Annotated in this window: 18 protein-coding genes; 9 read left to right on the top strand and 9 right to left on the bottom strand. The window is 61.2% G+C overall.

The window, feature by feature from the left end; all coding sequences use genetic code 11:
- Positions 1-171: 171 nt before the first annotated feature.
- The 6 genes from frr to rplM all read right to left on the bottom strand — a co-directional run bounded on the left by frr (position 172) and on the right by rplM (position 4,044).
- Entirely contained in the window at positions 172-729 is a 558-nt protein-coding gene (frr, locus tag OXI69_10815; GenBank protein MDE2666635.1) for a ribosome recycling factor, read from the bottom strand.
- Between the two features lie 4 nt (positions 730-733).
- Entirely contained in the window at positions 734-1,450 is a 717-nt protein-coding gene (gene pyrH / locus OXI69_10810) for a UMP kinase (GenBank protein MDE2666634.1), read from the bottom strand.
- A gap of 16 nt (positions 1,451-1,466) precedes the next feature.
- Positions 1,467-2,114: a translation elongation factor Ts gene (gene tsf / locus OXI69_10805; protein ID MDE2666633.1), complete on the bottom strand. Its 648-nt coding sequence runs from the start codon at positions 2,112-2,114 to the stop codon at positions 1,467-1,469.
- 234 nt (positions 2,115-2,348) lie between these two features.
- Positions 2,349-3,161, bottom strand: a complete 813-nt coding sequence (gene rpsB / locus OXI69_10800) for a 30S ribosomal protein S2 (GenBank protein MDE2666632.1) — start codon at positions 3,159-3,161, stop codon at positions 2,349-2,351.
- 24 nt (positions 3,162-3,185) lie between these two features.
- Positions 3,186-3,581 (bottom strand): 30S ribosomal protein S9, encoded by a 396-nt coding sequence (gene rpsI, locus OXI69_10795; protein MDE2666631.1) that lies wholly within the window; start codon positions 3,579-3,581, stop codon positions 3,186-3,188.
- Positions 3,582-3,609: 28 nt separating this feature from the next.
- A complete protein-coding gene (gene rplM, locus OXI69_10790) occupies positions 3,610-4,044 on the bottom strand; it encodes a 50S ribosomal protein L13 (GenBank protein MDE2666630.1) in 435 nt (144 codons plus the stop codon).
- A 214-nt stretch (positions 4,045-4,258) separates the two neighbouring features.
- Here rplM and OXI69_10785 point away from each other — a divergent pair, with 214 nt between their 5' ends.
- The 4 genes from OXI69_10785 to tatA all read left to right on the top strand — a co-directional run bounded on the left by OXI69_10785 (position 4,259) and on the right by tatA (position 7,554).
- Positions 4,259-4,429 (top strand): hypothetical protein, encoded by a 171-nt coding sequence (locus tag OXI69_10785; GenBank protein MDE2666629.1) that lies wholly within the window; start codon positions 4,259-4,261, stop codon positions 4,427-4,429.
- Between the two features lie 94 nt (positions 4,430-4,523).
- Complete coding sequence (gene lepA / locus OXI69_10780) at positions 4,524-6,320, top strand: translation elongation factor 4 (protein MDE2666628.1); 1,797 nt, start codon at positions 4,524-4,526, stop codon at positions 6,318-6,320.
- A gap of 114 nt (positions 6,321-6,434) precedes the next feature.
- Positions 6,435-7,268, top strand: coding sequence for a leucine-rich repeat domain-containing protein (locus tag OXI69_10775; protein ID MDE2666627.1), 834 nt, complete (start codon positions 6,435-6,437; stop codon positions 7,266-7,268).
- 91 nt (positions 7,269-7,359) lie between these two features.
- The gene (tatA, locus tag OXI69_10770; GenBank protein ID MDE2666626.1) at positions 7,360-7,554 is read left to right on the top strand and encodes a twin-arginine translocase TatA/TatE family subunit; all 195 of its coding nucleotides are present in this window, start codon (positions 7,360-7,362) and stop codon (positions 7,552-7,554) included.
- Positions 7,555-7,632: 78 nt separating this feature from the next.
- Here the strand turns inward: tatA and OXI69_10765 are convergent, their stop codons facing one another.
- From OXI69_10765 to OXI69_10755, 3 genes are all read right to left on the bottom strand, one after another.
- Positions 7,633-8,637 (bottom strand): isocitrate dehydrogenase (NAD(+)), encoded by a 1,005-nt coding sequence (locus OXI69_10765; GenBank protein ID MDE2666625.1) that lies wholly within the window; start codon positions 8,635-8,637, stop codon positions 7,633-7,635.
- Positions 8,634-9,338 carry a tetratricopeptide repeat protein gene (locus OXI69_10760; GenBank protein MDE2666624.1) on the bottom strand — a complete coding sequence of 235 codons (705 nt, stop codon included), beginning with the start codon at positions 9,336-9,338 and terminating at the stop codon, positions 8,634-8,636. Before OXI69_10760 ends, OXI69_10765 begins: the two co-directional genes overlap by 4 nt.
- 133 nt (positions 9,339-9,471) lie before the next feature.
- Positions 9,472-10,155, bottom strand: coding sequence for a protein-L-isoaspartate(D-aspartate) O-methyltransferase (locus OXI69_10755; GenBank protein ID MDE2666623.1), 684 nt, complete (start codon positions 10,153-10,155; stop codon positions 9,472-9,474).
- 103 nt (positions 10,156-10,258) lie between these two features.
- On the opposite strand from OXI69_10755, the gene OXI69_10750 reads away from it, so the two are divergent.
- The 5 genes from OXI69_10750 (at position 10,259) to OXI69_10730 (ending at position 17,466) form a co-directional block, all read left to right on the top strand.
- Positions 10,259-10,651 (top strand): YkvA family protein, encoded by a 393-nt coding sequence (locus tag OXI69_10750; protein ID MDE2666622.1) that lies wholly within the window; start codon positions 10,259-10,261, stop codon positions 10,649-10,651.
- Between the two features lie 108 nt (positions 10,652-10,759).
- Positions 10,760-11,881 (top strand): 3-dehydroquinate synthase, encoded by a 1,122-nt coding sequence (gene aroB / locus OXI69_10745; GenBank protein ID MDE2666621.1) that lies wholly within the window; start codon positions 10,760-10,762, stop codon positions 11,879-11,881.
- 223 nt (positions 11,882-12,104) lie between these two features.
- Entirely contained in the window at positions 12,105-12,830 is a 726-nt protein-coding gene (ubiE, locus tag OXI69_10740) for a bifunctional demethylmenaquinone methyltransferase/2-methoxy-6-polyprenyl-1,4-benzoquinol methylase UbiE (protein MDE2666620.1), read from the top strand.
- 662 nt (positions 12,831-13,492) lie between these two features.
- Complete coding sequence (locus OXI69_10735; protein ID MDE2666619.1) at positions 13,493-16,015, top strand: PSD1 and planctomycete cytochrome C domain-containing protein; 2,523 nt, start codon at positions 13,493-13,495, stop codon at positions 16,013-16,015.
- Positions 16,015-17,466 carry a DUF1501 domain-containing protein gene (locus OXI69_10730; GenBank protein MDE2666618.1) on the top strand — a complete coding sequence of 484 codons (1,452 nt, stop codon included), beginning with the start codon at positions 16,015-16,017 and terminating at the stop codon, positions 17,464-17,466. Before OXI69_10735 ends, OXI69_10730 begins: the two co-directional genes overlap by 1 nt.
- Positions 17,467-17,882: the final 416 nt, after the last annotated feature.

The following is a 17,882-nucleotide window of genomic DNA, read 5'->3' as shown; positions in this document are numbered from 1 at the left end:
GAGGGGGAGTCGGTGAGACAAGGGCTCCGCCCGCAGTCGAACCGGTGGGGGGCAATCGCGGCGTCCCGATGGGGCCCCAGTCTACGAGCTTCGTTACAGGTCCCTGTTTCACTCTGTATGATCCGTCCCGTCGTATGGGACGGAGGGCCACTTTCCACTAACAACCAATCACTAAATCGTAAGGATCTCCTCTTCTTTTCTCTTGGCCAGTTCCTCCAGGCGCACCACGAATCGGTCGGTCAGTTTCTGGATTTCCTCCAAACCCCTGCGTTCGTCGTCTTCCGAGAGATCCTTGTCCTTTAACATCTTCTTCAGGATATCGTTCTCGTCCCGCCGGATGTGGCGCAGGGCTGTTCGATGCTCCTCCAACACCTTGCCGACATGTCGGGCCAACTGCTTGCGGCGCTCTTCGTTCAAAGGGGGAATGGGAATACGGATGATCTTGCCGTCGTTGGCGGGGTTCAAGCCCAGGTCCGACGCCAGGATGGCTCTCTCAATGGCCGGTAGAAGAGAGATATCCCAGGGCTGCACGGTGAGCAGGGTCGAATCCGGAGCAGCCAGCGTTCCCACCTGGCTGATGGGAGTCGCCGTCCCGTAGTAGTCCACGCTGATCGGATCCAGCAACGAGACCGAAGCGCGCCCGGTGCGCACCGTGGCCAGGTAGCGGCGAAGATCCTCAACCACCTTCTCCATGCGGATTCCCGTGTTCTTGATGACATCCTTGATCATGGGCTTACACCTTGACGACGGTTCCAATCTTTTCCCCGAGAACGGCGCGCTTGATGTTGCCGCTGTTCCCCAGGTTGAAAACAACGATCGGCATTCGGTTCTCCATGCACAAGGATATCGCGGTGGCGTCCATGACTTTCAAACCCTTGCCGATCACATCGATATAGCTGATTCGGTCGAACATCCTGGCATCTTTCACCTTCATCGGGTCGGCATTGAAAATCCCGTCGACCTTGGTGGCTTTCAGAATCACCTCCGCCTTGACCTCCATGGCCCTCAGCGCCGCCGCCGTGTCGGTCGAAAAATAGGGATTGCCGGTGCCGGCCGCAAAGATGACCACCCGGCGTTTTTCCAGATGACGGATGGCGCGCCGGCGGATAAAGGGTTCGGCCACTTCGCGCATCTCGATGGCCGACACCACCCGGGTAAACACATCCACCTTTTCCAGGGCGTCCTGCAGAGCGATGGCGTTGATCACCGTACCCAGCATCCCCATGAGGTCGCCCGACACCCGCTCCATCCCCTGCGCGGTAGCAGACAGTCCCCGAAATATGTTGCCGCCACCGATGACGATGGCGACTTCCACGCCCAGGTGGTGCACCTCACGCACTTCCCGTGCGATGGTTCCGGCAACCTGGGGGTCCACCCCAAACCCCTGTTTCCCCATCAGGGCTTCACCACTCAGCTTCAGCAGAACTCTCTTGTACACGGGCGCCGCCACAGGCTCTCCGATGAACTCAGTCCAATTGAGCCGCTACCTCTCCGGCAAAGTCGGCTGATCTCTTCTGCAGCCCTTCTCCCAGCTTGAACCGCACGAATCGCCGCACGTTGATATTCTCCTTGGTGGAGGCTATCCGGTCGGCCACCAGTTGTCCCACCGAGATCGAGGGATCCTTGACAAAAGGCTGCTCCAGCAGACACACCTCGCCAAAGAACTTGCCAAGCTGGCCTTCAACCACCCGCTCCACGATCTTCTCCGGCTTGCCGCTGGCCAAGGCCTTGGATCGATAGATCTCCTTTTCCTGATCGATCTCGCCCTGGGGCACGTCCTCCCGGCGCACATACCTTGGCGCCATTGCGGCGATGTGCATGGCGATGTCCTTGACCAGGTCCCGAAACTCCGGGGTCTTGGCCACAAAATCGGTTTCGCAGTTCAGCTCTACCAGGACTCCCAGGCTGTCACCGGGGTGGATGTAGGCAAAAATCAGTCCCTCCGCGGTCGCTCGGTCGGCCCGCTTGGCAGCCGCCGCCAACCCCTTTTTCCTGAGAATGACGGTCGCCTTCTCGAAATCTCCCTCGGCTTCCTGGAGCGCCAACTTGCAGTCCAGCACTCCGGCCTGGGTTCTCTCTCGCAGACTCTTGACTTGTTGGGCAGTAATGGCCATTTCCACATCCTCTCAAACAAGATTATCGCTGATGAATCACTCTGCGGGCGCCTGGGAAACGGCGCCTGATTTGACGGCATCCGGTGGCTGGCGGTTTCTGTCCTGGTGTGCTTCGGGTTGGACCGGGAAACGTTTTCCGGGGAAAGAATGAGTTGAGGTAGAACAGAGGGAAATCACACCCCGGCTGCAAACTTCGGCCGGTTCCGGCCTGCGGCAATCCGTTCGCCCTAATCCTCAGGCCACGCCCTGGGCCTCGCCGCCACTCTTGACCGGTGGAACATCCTTCTCCGAAGCCGATTCGCCTTCGGGCGCGGCCTGGCTGCCGTCTTTGACCGCGTCCTCCCGGACCTCGGCCTCATCCTTCGAGACGCCAGTACCGTCGACCACTGCGTCGGCCACCTTGGAGGTGAAGAGCTTGATGGCTCGCAACGCATCGTCATTCCCCGGAATCACGTGATCGATGCGATCCGGGTCGCAATTGGTGTCGACCACCGCCACCACCGGAATCTGCAGCCGGTTGGCCTCGCGGACGGCAATCTCTTCCTTCTTGGAGTCGATCACGAAGAGAATGCGGGGAAGCGACTTCATATCCTTGATCCCCGAGAGGTTTTTCTCCAGCCCGCGCCGCTCGCGTTCCAGCCGGGCCACCTCCTTTTTGGACAGGAGCTCGTATCGGCCGTCGGTCGACATTTCATCCAACTCCTTCAACCGTGCGACCGATTTCTTGATGGTGACGAAGTTGGTCAGCAGTCCCCCCAACCAACGCTGGTTGACATAGAACATGCCACACCGTCGGGCCTCCTCGGCAACGGCATCTTGCGCCTGACGCTTGGTCCCGACGAAAAGAAGGGCCCCGCCCTGAGCCGCCACCTCGGTGATGAAGCGGGTGGCCTCCTTGAACATGCGCAAGGTCTTTTGCAGGTCAATGATATAGATTCCATTGCGCTCCCCAAAAATATAGGGCTTCATCTTGGGGTTCCAGCGCCTGGTCTGGTGGCCGAAGTGGACCCCGGCCTCCAGCAGTTCTTTCATCGAGACAGATGCCAAACAAACCTCCTGAGCATTCTAGGGTTATCGCTTGGAGAATTGGAAACGCTTGCGGGCTCCAGGCTGCCCGTATTTCTTTCGCTCCTTGATGCGGGAATCCCGGGTCAAGAAGCCGCTTTTCTTGAGTGTCTTCCTCAGCTCGCCGTCGTATTCGAGCAGGGCGCGCGCGATTCCGTGCCGGACGGCACCAGCCTGTCCGGAAGGCCCACCCCCGTTCACGTTGACGATCGTGTCGAACTTTTCCGAGGTCTCGGTAACCTCGAAAGGCTGCTTCACCAACATTCTCAGAGTCAGATTCTTGAAGTATGACTCCATGGAACGACGATTGATGAGAAACTCACCCTGACCCGGCCTCAAGTAGACCCGCGCCGTCGAGGACTTGCGCCGTCCCGTTCCGTAGTATTGAACTAACGCCTCCATGCATTGGCTCCTTTAACGGTCCGAACACCTATTGAGGCACTTGCGAAGGTTCCGGTTTCTGGGCGTCATGAGGATGAACCTCTCCCCGGTACACCTTCAGCTTTTTGGCCATGGCCCGGCCCAGCCGGGATTTGGGCAGCATGCCCTTGACTGCCCCTTTCACCATTCGGTCCGGCCGCTTCGCCCGGAGATCCTTGGCCGTCACCGCCTTGATCCCCCCCGGATAGCCCGAGTGGCGGTAATAGACCTTCTGCTCCCATTTATTGCCGGTCAGCCGGACCTTCTCGGCATTGACCACAATCACGTGATCGCCCATATCCAGGTGGGGAGCCCAGGTTGGTTTTCCCTTGCCGATGAGCAGGGTGGCCACATGGGTCGCCAAACGCCCCAGAACCACGTCTTGAGCGTCAACCAGATACCATCTTCGCTGGAGTTCGGCTGGTTTGGGTTGATAGGTCGTCACGGGACTTTCCAGGTTCAAGGCGCACCGGCGCACAAATCCCCGAAGCTATTCGATACCTAGGTGGTTGTCAAGAAAAACCTGCTCTGAGACTGTCATGTGGCGGAAACCTGCAGACCATTCGACAAGCACAAGCGCGCCAGTGACCGGTCTCGGAAACAGGATTGGCATCTTCTGGAGCGCAACGGCTCCGAATTCAAGCAGCGGCGACGAAGCCATGTCACTCATTGTGAAGAGGAGCGATGCTGAAGCCGGCGCCGTTCCGCCCGAACCCCTTGGGGCCGACGGAGGTTCCCGGGAAAGGGAGCAGAACGGCGCCTGTTGGCTGAAACGCCAGGGATCGCTCGAACCGAGCCTTTCCCTGCGGAACCTGGATCGGAGATGGTAATCTTACTTCTGAGACAGGGCGCTGGACGACTAAAGCGAACTGAATTCGGTTCCGAGACCGCGGAGCCGCCGCGCCGGAGGCCGCCAAGCCGAGCATGGATCCTGCACGCATCAGAAACTTCTCCATCATTGCCCACATCGACCACGGCAAATCGACCCTGGCCGACCGCCTGCTCGAATTCACCGGGACGCTGTCGCAACGGGAGATGGCCGAACAGGTTCTGGACGACATGGAGCTGGAACGGGAGCGCGGGATTACCATCAAGGCCCATGCGGTACGCCTGAAGTACCGCGGTCGCCTCGGAACCGACTACATCCTGAACCTGATCGACACCCCCGGACACGTCGACTTCAGCTATGAAGTCTCCCGAAGCCTGGCGGCATGCGAGGGAGCCCTGCTGGTGGTGGATGCTTCCCAGGGTGTTGAAGCCCAGACCCTGGCCAACACCTACCTGGCCATCGACAATAACCTCACGGTCGTTCCCGTCATCAACAAGATCGACCTGCCGGGAGCCCAGCCCGACCGCGTCAAGGAACAGATCGAGCAGGTCATCGGGCTGGACACCCGAAACGCGCTGCTTGTCAGCGCCAAACACGGTACCGGAGTTCAGGAAGTTCTGGAGGGAATCGTCAGGGAGGTCCCGGCCCCGCAGGGAAGCCGGGCCGAGCCCCTGAAGGCCCTGATCTTCGACTCCTGGTTCGACCTCTATCGCGGGGTCATCGTCCTGGTTCGCGTGATCGACGGCACGCTCAGGCCGGGCATGAGGATCCGGCTGGTCTCCAACGGCCGAGCCTACGAGGTCGAGCGGGTGGGGGTGCAGACCCCCAAGATGGAAGCGGTTCCGGAACTTTCGGCGGGAGAGGTCGGGTTTGTAATCGCCAATATCAAGAAGGTCTCCGACACTCAGATCGGGGACACCCTCACCGAGGAGGCCAACCCCACCCGTGTTCCCTTCCCCGGTTTCCAGGAGATCAAGCCCATGGTCTTCTCCGGCCTTTACCCCATCGAGCCCAACCAGTATTCGGCCCTCAGGGATGCGCTTGAAAAACTGCGGCTGAACGACTCATCCTTCTTCTACGAGCCCGAGACCTCCACTGCCCTGGGTTTCGGGTTTCGCTGCGGATTTCTGGGACTCCTCCACATGGAGATCGTCCAGGAACGGCTGGAGCGGGAATTCGATCTCTCACTGATCACGACGGCGCCGGGGGTTCGTTACCGGGTCACGACCAGCGAAGGCGAGGTGGTGGAAGTGGACAACCCCACCCGGCTGCCGCCCCCTTCCCAGGTCGACAAGATCGAGGAACCGGTGGTCACTTCCATGATCATGACCCATCACCAGTACGTAGGGCCGCTGCTGAGGCTGCTGGAAGACAAGCGAGGCGTCCAGAAATCCCTGGACTATTTGACGCCAACCAGGGTCCTGATCACCTACGATCTCCCTCTCAACGAAATCGTGATGGATTTCTACGATCGACTCAAGTCCGCTTCCCGCGGCTACGCCTCCTGGGATTACCAACTCTCCGATCACTGGACATCTCCCCTGGTCAAGCTCGACATACTGGTAGGTGGGGAGACGGTGGACGCCCTGTCGGTCATCGTCCATCGAGACAAGGCTCACGGCCGCGGCCGCGCCCTGGTGGAAAAGATGAAGTCGCTGATTCCCCGACAGATGTTCGAGGTACCCATCCAGGCTGCCATCGGCAGCAAGGTGATTGCCCGGGAAACAGTGCGGGCCATGAAGAAGAACGTCACCGCCAAGTGCTACGGCGGGGACATCACCCGAAAGCGCAAGCTGCTGGAACGCCAGAAGGAAGGCAAACGCCGCATGAAGCGGGTGGGCAGGGTGGACATCCCGCAGGAGGCCTTCCTGGCAGTTCTGAAAACCGACTGAGACAGGACATCAGCGATTCGGGTCGGCGCCGGAAGACTTGCGGGGAGGGTGGATTGGGATTAGACTTGCACTCCGGTCCAACCGGCGTCGCAGGTGAACGCTCTGGAGGTTCGCATGAACAGACGGTTTCAACCAACACTCGCCACCGCATTGCTGCTGTTCACCGGTACCGGAACTCTGGCGGCTGAGGACGCCGGCTCCGCCTTTGCCGACAAGACGCTGGAAGCCGCCGTCAAGAAGGCGGTGTTCGCTACCGAGGCGCTCACCCGGGAGGATCTGGAACGCCTGTCCACGCTGAAAGTCCGTGGGGCCGAAATTCAGGATCTGAAAGGCCTGGAGAAATGCCTGAACCTGGCTGCCCTGGACCTGGCCAACAACCAGATCAGCGACCTCGGTCCCTTGAAGGACCTGAAAGGGATTCAAACCATTGACCTTTCGGGGAACCGGATTGAGGACATCCAACCGCTGGCGGGACTGATCAAGCTGCAATATCTGCAACTGGAAGGCAATCAAGTTTCGGATCTGACCCCGATCAAGGGCTTGACCGCCCTCAATTCCCTATACCTCTCCCACAATCGAATCAGTGACATCAGCGCCGTGACGGGCCTGCACAAGCTCTGGTCGCTTTACCTCGCGGGCAATCAGGTGTCGGACCTCAAGCCGCTCGGCCAGTTGCGCTTCCTCTCCTCGCTGGACCTGACCGATAACCGGATCACCGACCTGTCCCCACTGGTGCCGTTGACCGAGCTCCGCTACCTGATACTCAACAACAACCGGATCAGCGACCTCGGCAAGCTGGTGGCCATGAGCAAGAAGGATTTTGAGGGCGAGAAACGATTTGCTCCCTACCTGCGGCTCTATCTGGCCGGGAACCCATTGAGCACCGACACCGCCCGCGGCCAGACCAAGCAACTGGAAGGCTTCGGCGTTCGGGTCAATCTGAAGTGAGCAGGGAGCGAAGGGGATCTATACTTCCGTAGCAAGCACAGCCCAACCCGAACGGGTTGGCTAATTGGCTTTCCCATGAAGGAGGCGAATCATGTTAGGCCCCGTCGGAATCACGGAGATGGTCATCATCGTGGTCATTGCGCTGCTGGTGTTTGGCCCCAAGAAACTCCCGTCTCTGGGAAAATCCCTGGCAGAGGGTATCGTTTCCTTCAAGAAGGGAGTCAGCGGGAGTGACAGCCAGTCGGGTGCCGTGGAGAAGTCCAGGGAAGGAAGCGAAAAGTCCTGACTCGAGCCCGAATGCGCCTCCCCGATGTTTCCGCCGTGGCGCCTCGTCCATCCCCTCGGCCGTCCCCGCAGAGCCCCCTCAATTGACCAGATGCTGAACTACCGCCTCGGTGAATTCGGTGGTGGTGGCCCTTCCCCCAAGGTCTGAGGTCAAGGCCTCTCCCCCGCGGTAAACCGCCTCAACGGCAGAGAGCACCCGCTGCGCCTTTTCGAGCTCGCCCAAATGCCGGAACAGAAGCACCGCCGAGAGGATCATGGCCGTCGGATTGGCCAGGTTTTTGCCTGCAATCGAAGGAGCGCTTCCGTGAACCGGCTCGAAAACGGCGCAATCCTCACCCAGGTTGGCGCCGGGGACCAGGCCCAGCCCGCCCACCAGCCCGGCGCCCAGATCGCTCACAATGTCGCCATATAGGTTCTCCAGAAGGAGGACATCGAACTGTTGGGGATCCAGCACCAGCTGCATGCAGGTGTTGTCGACAATCGATTCCTCATACTCGATTTCGGGATAGAGCCCGGCCACCTCCCGGACACACTCCAGGAAGAGACCGTCGCTCAGTTTCATGATGTTTGCCTTGTGGACGGCGGTTACCCTCTTGCGCCGCTTACGGCGGGCGAAGTCGAAGGCGAATCTGGCGATGCGGGTTGAGGCGTCGGCCGTAATGATCTTCAGGCTTTCCACCACGCCGGGCACCACCACGTGCTCAAGACCGGAATAGAGGTCTTCCGTGTTCTCCCGGATGACCACCAGGTCCACATCCCCGAACCGCGTCTTGACTTCGGGCAGGTTTCGGATGGGACGAAAGTTGGCGTAGAGGCGCAACTGTTGTCGCAAAGTGACGTTGATGCTGGTGAATCCGCCGCCGATGGGCGTGGTCACCGGCCCCTTCAGGGCCACCCCGTTGCGGCGAATGGACTCCGGCAGGCTGTCGGGCAGATAGGCTCCGTGGCGCTCCAGGGCCACCGCCCCTGCATCGATGACTTCCCACTCCACGTCGACGCCGGCCGCCTCGACCACCTTGGTGGTGGCGGTAGTGACTTCCGGCCCGATGCCGTCTCCGGGAACCAGGGTGATTCTGTATTTCACGGCTGCCGTTTCGCCCCCTCTTCCTTCAACTTCTCCCAACTCTTGGGCCTCCACTCGAGTGCCCGCCGCTGGGCCTCCACGAGCTCGGACGGCTTCATCATCCCGGCCAACTGATCCCGGTCCCGTCCGAACGACTCCCAACGGGAAGCTGCCAGGCTCCACCACTTGTAGGCTTCTATCCTGTCCCTGGGCACCCCGATGCCGACACTGTAGATGAGGCCAAGGGCGTGCTGGGCGCTGGACTCACCCTGCTCGGCCGCGTACCGATACCACTTGACGGCTTCCTTCCGGTCACGGCGCACTCCCCTGCCCTCCGTGTACATCATGGCCAGGGCCAGTTGACCGGCAGGACTCCCCTGCTCGGCGGCCCGTCGCACCCATTTGCTGGCTTCCTTCAGGTCTCTCAGCACGCCGCGACCCAGGTCGTAAAGGGTGCCGAGCTTCATCTGGGCTGCGACGTCTCCTTTCTCGGCGGCGCGGCGAATCCATTTGGCAGCCTCTATCTCGTCCCGCGGCACGCCGTCACCCAGATCGTATCTGTTTGCGAGCTCCATCTGGGCGCTGATGTCTCCCTGCGCGGCCCGATACCGCAGAGACTCGATGGCGTCATCCTCGTCGGGCGTTCCCTCCGGCACTCCCAACCCGGCCATGCCCGGGAGCAGTAGTCCAAGGGTCAGCAGCATCCCTATCCTGATCAACATCGGTTTTCTCCTCATGGACATCCCTCCCATCCAGCTCGCTTTCGGCGCAAACCAGCCTCGAGAACCGAGATTTCTCCAATGCCGGCAAGTCCTTCCCTGGAGCGGTTACCTCGGCACCGGTCAACGCACCCGGCTACCCCGACGTTCCCGATGTGACGAAGGGAACGAAGCGAACCGGAATGACTTCCCGCTCCATTTTCCTCCCGTCCCGACTCTTTTGCACCACTACCAGCACTTGGCAGTCGAAGCCTCTGGCCAGTGGAAGCACGATCCGGCCCTCGGGTTTCAACTGATCCAACAGGGCCTGAGGCACATGATCGATAGCTGCCGAAGCCAGAATCGCGTCATAGGGCTGGTGTTCAGGCCAGCCCAGATAGCCGTCTCCGATTCCGACTTCCACGTTGTGAATGTTCAACTCCTTCAGGCGACTGCCGGCGCGGGACGCCAATGGGGCCACGTGCTCCAGGGCAAACACCTGCCGGGCAAGCCGGGCCAGGACGGCGGCCTGGTAACCCGATCCGGCTCCGACCTCCAGAACTACCGCCTCCCGGTCCACCTGAGCCAGATCGGTCATCAGCGCCACGATGTAGGGCTGAGAGATCGTCTGTTGGTTGCCAATGGGCAGGGGGCGGTCTTCATAAGCCTGTTCGCGGTGCGCACCCGGCACGAAACAGTGGCGAGGAACCTCCCGCATGACCTGGAGAACCCCTGGACTGGTGATTCCCCGCACCAGGATTTGTTCCTCCACCATGCGCTCCCGGAGGAGCCGGTAGGATGACTCGGTCAGAGCTTTTCGGCCACGGTTTAGGAAAGCCACGACACCCGGTGGTAAAATCCTGCTGCAGACATGAGGTCTCAGGAGGGTCGTCAGCGATTGTAGCACAGGGCCCGGTCGGGCCCGCCTGGGGAATGGAGAGGCGATGGGTGACTCGAGCAGCTTTGAAACTGCCGCGGCAGAAGCCGGGAAGGTCGCCTCCGATCGGAGCCGCGTGGGGCGGCTGGTGCGAGACGCCCTGACCAAGGCCTACCGAAACAGACGCTGGCTGCTCATGGTCTGGGTCGACCTTCTGGCTCTCTGCCGGCTGGTTGCGGCCTGGTCCAGTGGAGAGTACCGGCCTCTCCCCTGGAAATCGCTCGTCCTGGCGCTGGCGGGGATCCTTTATTTCCTGAACCCGATCGACATCTCTCCCGATGTGATTCCGGGCATAGGATTCCTGGATGACGCCGGCATCCTGGCTCTGATTGTCAATTCGATTCGCAACGATCTCAGGCGATACCTCAAGTGGGAGGCCGCCGGGAAGACCCCTTCCTGATCGGGTGGGCGACCTGACCCGGCAACCGGCGAGCCGCGGTCCGAGAATCATGGTGCCGGCCGGACCGGGACCCGTCCCACCCACGAACGGTTCCACGGGAACTTCATCATGAAGATCGTACCCCTGAACCTGGCCGATAGAGGGTATCGGATCTACATCGAAAACGGCCTGCTGTCCAAGGTCGGGAGCCTTCTCCATCCCTGGAGATCCGCAGCCAGGCTGGTAGTGGTTTCAAGCCGGCGAATCCTGGACTTGCATGGAGAGGCCCTGCAGCGGTCGTTAACCGAGGCGGGATTGCCTCACGAGGTCCTGGAGATTCCGGATGGGGAGCGCTTCAAGACCTTGTCCACGCTGGAATCGATCTACAAGAGGCTGGCCGGGCTGGGTGTCAACCGCCGCACCCCCGTGGTCGCGCTGGGGGGAGGCGTGGTTGGGGACGTGGCCGGATTCGCGGCCGCCAGCTACCTGCGCGGATTGCCCTACATTCAGGTTCCCACCACTCTGGTGGCCCAGATCGACAGCGCCATCGGAGGCAAGACCGGGGTCAATCTCAGCACGGGGAAAAACCTCGTGGGCGCCTTTTATCAGCCCCGGGCCGTCCTGGTCGACCCGGAACTGCTTCTCACGCTGCCCCGCCAGGAGCTGGACTCGGGACTCTTTGAAGCCATCAAGTACGGCGTGATTGCCGACCGCAAGCTCTACGACCGGGTGGTTCGGCAGCACCGGAGCTATCCTGGCCGGGACAGAGTCGGACTGGCCAGAATGATTGTCCGCTGCGTCGAAATCAAGGCCGCCGTCGTCTCCGGGGATGAACGGGAAAGCCAGGCCCGCATGGTGCTCAATTTCGGTCACACGCTCGGCCATGCCATCGAGGCGGCCACCCGCTACAGGCGGTTCACCCACGGGCAGGCCATCGGCCACGGAATGATCCTGGCCACCCGGATCGCGTTGCAACTGGACAAGATCGATCCGACCGAGGCTGAAACCATCCAATCGGACCTGAGACGGCTCTCCCCACTTCCCCCGTTGGGGAACCTCACCTGGAAATCGATCCACCACCACATGCGCTCCGACAAGAAATTTACCGACCACCGTCTTCGATTCGTGCTGCCCCGACGCATCGGCGAAGTGGAAATCGTGGAGGACACCCCACCCGACGTCGTGGAAGCGGTCGTCCGGGAATACCTGAGCCAGTCTCGCCGAGCCCGCATTTCTCACCAGGGGGCGTGATCATGGCGCAGGTATTTTCCCCTCAGCGCGTGCTCGCGAGCGAAGAGCGTAGCGGCTACTACGGTCGAGCGAGCATGTGCGCGCTGAGGGGAAAAGAACCAGCCAGGGCACGCTCAGCGCCGTCTGGTTTCGCAAGAACTCACAATCGATTCGATCAAGTGCTGAATACCAACGGCGCTCCAAGATGTATTCAGCGGCCTGGTGAGAGATGCGGGCTCCCTACATGTTGAGTCAACAAGCCAGTCAGATCCGCCAGATGTTCTCCTCGATCGCCCCCCGCTACGATCTGTTGAACCACTTGCTGTCTCTCAACGTGGACCGGAGCTGGCGCCGCCAGGCGGCCTCCCTGCTGACCCACCCGCTGGAGGACCGGCAGGCCCTCTGCCTGGACCTCTGCTGCGGCACCGGAGACCTGCTCGTGGAAATGGCCAAACAGGGATCGGCTCGAATCGTGGGTTCGGACTTCAGTCACCCCATGCTGAAGCTGGGCCGCGAGAAACTCGCCAAGCGGAGACTGCAGCAACGGGTCCAGCTCCTGGAAGCCGATGCTCTGAGGCTGCCCTTCCCGACCGACACCTTTGACGGACTGGCCGTGGCGTTCGGGCTCCGCAACCTGGAAAGCTGGAGTGAAGGGCTGGGAGAGATGTGGCGAGTGCTGAAACCCGAGGGCCGGATCGTGGTTCTGGAATTCTCACGGCCCACGCGTCCACTCTTCAACTGGCTCTTCCAGCTTTACTTCCTGTGGATTCTGCCCAGGATCGGCCAGGGCATCTCCGGGCACGGCACCGCTTATCGATATCTGCACGACTCGGTGCAGGACTTTCCCGACCAAGCCCGACTCTGCCGACTGATGAAGGAAGCGGGTTTCGCCAAGGTCTCCTTCCGCAATCTCAGTGGCGGGATTGCCGCTCTGCACTGGGGAATCAAACATGGGAAGTCGGCGGTGTGACCCGTGCCGGCGGGGTGTATAATGCACCCTTGCAAGATTCAACGACAGTCTACGGTGCCTGGGGAACTCCAAGAGCAACTCTTTAGTCCCTGGGGTTGTCGGTATGACTTCGGTCGCTTGCCTGAAACAACAAAAAAAGAGTGATCCACAAAGTTACACGAAGGACTACGAAGGGCCACCAAGGGGTTGGAGAAGGCTCACGAGGGATGCGCTAAAGGTCTAAACAGGGGTCAACGAAGGACGCAAGGCACAAAAAGGATTCGTCCGCGAAGGGGCAACAAGGACCGCGGCGAAGCCAGTAGGGGGCGCTTCCCATCGCATCGTGATTTGCATGAATTATTAACATCGATGCACAGGATGCACAGGATTTTTCTGGAGACGGCGGGCTTGCAGTCCTGGACATCCGCGAATCCGCACCGGATTATCGCCCGAGCCGGCTTCTGGTGCAGGAAGCTCTCGTCCTGCTAATCCTGTGCATCCTGTGCATCGATGTTCAATAGATAGAAAACCGGTTTAATGGGACGTGGCGCCTGCTCGCGATAGCCAATATGAATCCCTTGTTTCACTCTCGTATGATCCGTCCTGCAGGCGGGGGCCCGATAACCGACAGCAGCGCCCCACGCAACATTGAGGCAATGACTGTGCACAAGACACCCCGATCGATGCTGTTTCGGCTTGCTCTGATGGTGCTGTGTCTGACGGCGCCCCGGTTCGTCGTCGCTCAGGCGAGCCTGGAGGAAAAGCGGTTCTTTGAGGAGAGTGTGCGACCGCTGCTGGCCAGGCATTGTCTGGGCTGTCATAACAGCCAGACCAGAATGAGCGGGCTTTCTCTGGAGTCGCGCGAGTCGGCCCTGCTGGGTGGCGAGCGTGGGGCTGCCGTCGTCCCCGGGGAACCGGGCCGCAGCCTTCTGGTTCAGGCCCTCCGCCGAACGGGCGAGCTGAAGATGCCGCCGGCCGGACCGTTGCAGAGCCGCGAGGTGGCTGTGTTGACCCGTTGGATCCAGACCGGAGCTCCCTGGGGCGTGGAGGCCGGAGAGGACACCCAGCGCGCCGGGCCTTCCCATTGGGCCTTTCAACCGCCAAGACAGAACGAGCCTCCCCCGGTGAAGGACGAAGAATGGGTCCGCAGCCCCATCGACCGCTTCGTTCTGGCCCGGCTGGAAGCCAGTCGACTCACGCCTTCGCCCGCAGCCGACCGGCGGACGCTCATTCGCCGGGTCAGCCTCGATCTGATCGGCCTGCCGCCGACTCCCCGGGAAATTGCAGAGTTCCTGGCCGATACCGGGCCCGGCGCCTACGAGCGCTTGGTGAATCGTTTGCTGGATTCCCCCCATTTCGGAGAGCGTTGGGGACGCCACTGGCTCGACATCGCTCGCTATGCCGACTCCAACGGTTACTCCAGCGACGGCAACCGTCCCATGTGGAAATACCGCGATTGGGTGATCGACGCGCTCAACCAGGACATGCCCTTCGACCGCTTCGTGACGGAGCAGCTCGCCGGTGACCTTCTTCCCGATCCAACCCGGGATCAACTGGTCGCCACGGGTTTTCACCGCAACACCATGATCAACGAAGAGGGCGGCATCGACTTCGAGCAATACCGCGTGGAAGCCGTGGTGGATCGGGTCAGCACCACCGGCGAGGCATTCCTGGGACTGACGGTGGGGTGCGCCCGCTGCCACGACCACAAGTTCGACCCGATCTCGCAGAAGGACTTCTACCGGCTCTATGCCTTCTTCAACAACATCGACGAGCTGGGGGGTGAAGTCTCCGTCGAGCAAAAAAACCAGCGCAAGCTGGACCCGATGCTCGAGTTCGGGAAGCCCGAAGAGTTCGCACGACGGGAAGCGCTACGACAGCAGAGATCGATCCTGGAGAAGGAGTTGAAGGATTACCAGGTCAAGCTGGAAGAAACCCTGGACAACTGGGAAGAAGGACTTCCCCCGGAGGAGCGGGCCTCGATTGCGCCGCAAATCCGGGAATCCCTCGAGATTCTGCCGGAGCGGCGAAACATCTACCAAAGACGCGTGCTGGACCTCTTCTTTTTTGCGCAAGACCCTGCCTGGCAGGCCCGCCGGGAGGGGCTGCGAACCCTTCAAGAGGCTGAACCCACGCTCGATGCAGCCCTGATCATGCGGGAGTTGCCCGAGCCGCGTACCGCCTACATCCACCTCTCCGGTGACTTTACCCAGAGAGGAGAGACGGTTGACCCGGGCACTCCCGACGTTCTTCCCGGACTGACCGGCGGCCGGAAACTCAACCGCCTCGATCTGGCACGCTGGCTGGTGTCACCGGACAATCCGCTGACGGCCAGGGTGACGGTCAACCGCATGTGGCAACGCTATTTCGGTTTGGGGTTGGTCGAAACCGAGGCCGACTTCGGGTCGCAGGGAACGCCGCCCAGCCATCCGCGGCTGCTGGACTGGCTGGCCTCGGAGTTTGTACGCCGGGATTGGAACGTGAAGGCGATGCACCGACTGATCGTCACCTCGGCGACCTACCGGCAGTCATCGGAAGCGCGGCCCGAGTTGTCGGAAGTCGACCCGGGAAACCGGCTTCTGGCCCGGCAGAACCGCCTGCGCCTGGAGGCCGAGATAATCCGGGATGCCGCCCTGGCCACGTCCGGCCTGCTGGTTTCCACCCTTGGAGGCCCGAGTGTGTTCCCCCCTCAACCCGAAGGGTCGGGTCAGTTCACCCAGGTCAACCGCAAGTGGAAGACCGAAGAGGGACCCAACCGCTACCGCCGCGGCATGTACACCTTCTTTCGTCGCTCGGCTGCCTTTCCGGGCCTGACCACCTTCGACGCCCCCAACGCTCAGTCCACCGAGACGCGCCGCAACCGCTCCAACACACCACTGCAGGCACTGACTCTTCTCAACGATCAGACCCAGACGGAGTTTTCCCGAGCCTTTGCCCGGATTACGGTCGCACGGGGTGGCTCAACCCGGTCCCAACGCATCCGCTACGCTTTCGAGCGCTCATTGGCTCGACTCCCGAATGCGGAAGAAGAGGGACGGCTGCAATCCTTCCTGACCCACATGCGCGACGACTTCGGCATTCGCCCTACTGATGCCCACCAGGTCACCGGCGAAACCGCCGGGAGCGACCATGCTCCCTCGCTGGCCTCCTGGGTGGCTGCTTCCCGCGTCCTGCTCAACCTGGACGAGTTCATTACGAGGCCATGATGGAACCCGAAGACCTGGAAAATCGAGCTCTCCACGCCATCACCCGCCGTCATTTCTTCGAGCGATGCGGCGTGGGTCTCGGCAAGACGGCGTTGACTGCCCTTTTCGCGGGCGATTCACTGTTCGGATCGGCAATGAAGGGACCCGCCCTCGACAAACTGCACGTCGCACCCAAAGCCACGAACGTCATCTACCTGTTCATGGCCGGCGGACCGAGCCAGTTCGAGCTGTGGGAACCCAAACCCGAACTGCAGAAGTTGAACGGCCAACCCATTCCCCCCTCCTGGATGCAAGGCAAGCGCTTCGCCTTCATGGACAGTTTCGCCAAGGATCCGCCCAATCTGCTGGGCGTCAACCGCACCTTCAAGCGCTACGGCCAGTCGGGTGCATGGGTGTCGGAATGCCTCCCGCACACGGCCGGCGTCGTCGACGACCTCACCTTCATCCAATCGGTCCACACCGACAACTTCAACCACGCGCCGGCCAAGGTGATGATGAACACCGGCACTCCGATCTTCGGTCATCCCAGCATGGGTTCCTGGATCAGCTACGGCATCGGTAGCGAGTCCAAGGACCTGCCGGGATTCGTGGTGTTGCAGTCCGGTCGGCGAGGGCCACGCGGGGGCGCGCTGAACTGGTCCAGCGGCTTCCTGCCCACGGCGCATCAGGGAGTGCCCTTCCGCAGCGGGGGCGACCCGATCCTGAACATGTCGTCGCCCCGGGGATTCCGCCCGGCTCAACAACAGGCGACCATCGATGCCATTCTCGACCTGAACAACATGCGACTCAAGCAGGTGGGCGACCCGGAGATTTCCACCAGGATCTCGGCTTACGAGATGGCTCACCGCATGCAGGCCAGCGGTCCCGAACTGATTGACTTCTCCACCGAGCCCGAAGCCACGCTCAAAATGTATGGGGCCGAGCCCGGTGCCAAGTCGTTTGCCAACAACTGCATCCTGGCCCGCCGCCTCGTCGAGCGGGGCGTGCGTTTCGTCCAGCTCTACCACACGGACTGGGATCATCACGGAGGAGCCGGAGCCAACCTGGGCAACAGCCTCGACAAGGTGTGCCTGGAGGTCGACCGGCCCATCGCCGCGTTGATCCGCGACCTCAAGCAGAGAGGCTTGATGAACGAAACGTTGGTCGTCTGGGGCGGAGAGTTCGGCCGAACTCCGATGGGAGAAGTCCGCGACACCATCGGCCGCAACCATCACATCGATGCATTCACCATGTGGTTTGCGGGCGGCGGGATCAAACCCGGCCAGACGATCGGCAAGACCGACGAGATTGGCTTCTCACCGGTCGAGGACGTCGTTCACGTGCACGACGTTCAGGCCACCATCCTGCACCTGCTGGGGATCGACCACACCCGGCTGACCTTCAAGTTCCGCGGGCGGGATGCCCGATTGACCGACGTCGGCGGCAAGGTCATCACCAAGCTGCTGGCGTAGGAGTTTTTCCCTTTCGGGAAACCCTCGGCCTGAATCGTCATAAGTCTCTGCAAGTCTGATACTCTGGATCCCTAAACCGGTTCCAGACCTTCCCTGATTGGCCTCCCGGCACTACAGCCTTTCACAATAATCACCAGCAGCTCGGAGCTCAACTCGTCATCGCACCCAATGCCCGTTACCAACCCGACTCCGGTTTCCGAGTCCAAGGACAAGACTTCATCTGCCCTGCCAACCTGAAAATGGCTCCCAGAGGCCGCATGCCCCCCCAAAGACCGGCATCACCTACACGCAATTCTCCTGCCCCCTCTAATACCGCAAGCAGACCCTTCAGCGTTACCTCATCACTGTGAACCCCTATTTCTTACCAAGGGAGTTCTTGACTGGGTTGGCCTGCAAGACTGAGGGCATCGGATCCC

It is taken from the genome of Acidobacteriota bacterium, from assembly GCA_028875575.1.
Lineage (GTDB): Bacteria > Acidobacteriota > Terriglobia > Versatilivoradales > Versatilivoraceae > Versatilivorator.
This window is presented reverse-complemented; position numbering and strand designations above follow the sequence as displayed.

Bases quoted from the DNA above. Each gene is read 5' to 3' on its own strand.
- OXI69_10785 (MDE2666629.1), top strand. From the start codon at position 4,259: ATGTCACTCATTGTGAAGAGGAGCGATGCTGAAGCCGGCGCCGTTCCG.
- OXI69_10760 (MDE2666624.1), bottom strand. From the start codon at position 9,338: ATGTTGATCAGGATAGGGATGCTGCTGACCCTTGGACTACTGCTCCCG.
- frr (MDE2666635.1), bottom strand. From the start codon at position 729: ATGATCAAGGATGTCATCAAGAACACGGGAATCCGCATGGAGAAGGTG.
- ubiE (MDE2666620.1), top strand. From the start codon at position 12,105: ATGTTGAGTCAACAAGCCAGTCAGATCCGCCAGATGTTCTCCTCGATC.
- OXI69_10735 (MDE2666619.1), top strand. From the start codon at position 13,493: ATGCTGTTTCGGCTTGCTCTGATGGTGCTGTGTCTGACGGCGCCCCGG.
- aroB (MDE2666621.1), top strand. From the start codon at position 10,760: ATGAAGATCGTACCCCTGAACCTGGCCGATAGAGGGTATCGGATCTAC.
- rpsI (MDE2666631.1), bottom strand. From the start codon at position 3,581: ATGGAGGCGTTAGTTCAATACTACGGAACGGGACGGCGCAAGTCCTCG.
- OXI69_10750 (MDE2666622.1), top strand. From the start codon at position 10,259: ATGGGTGACTCGAGCAGCTTTGAAACTGCCGCGGCAGAAGCCGGGAAG.
- tatA (MDE2666626.1), top strand. From the start codon at position 7,360: ATGTTAGGCCCCGTCGGAATCACGGAGATGGTCATCATCGTGGTCATT.
- lepA (MDE2666628.1), top strand. From the start codon at position 4,524: ATGGATCCTGCACGCATCAGAAACTTCTCCATCATTGCCCACATCGAC.
- OXI69_10775 (MDE2666627.1), top strand. From the start codon at position 6,435: ATGAACAGACGGTTTCAACCAACACTCGCCACCGCATTGCTGCTGTTC.
- OXI69_10730 (MDE2666618.1), top strand. From the start codon at position 16,015: ATGGAACCCGAAGACCTGGAAAATCGAGCTCTCCACGCCATCACCCGC.
- tsf (MDE2666633.1), bottom strand. From the start codon at position 2,114: ATGGCCATTACTGCCCAACAAGTCAAGAGTCTGCGAGAGAGAACCCAG.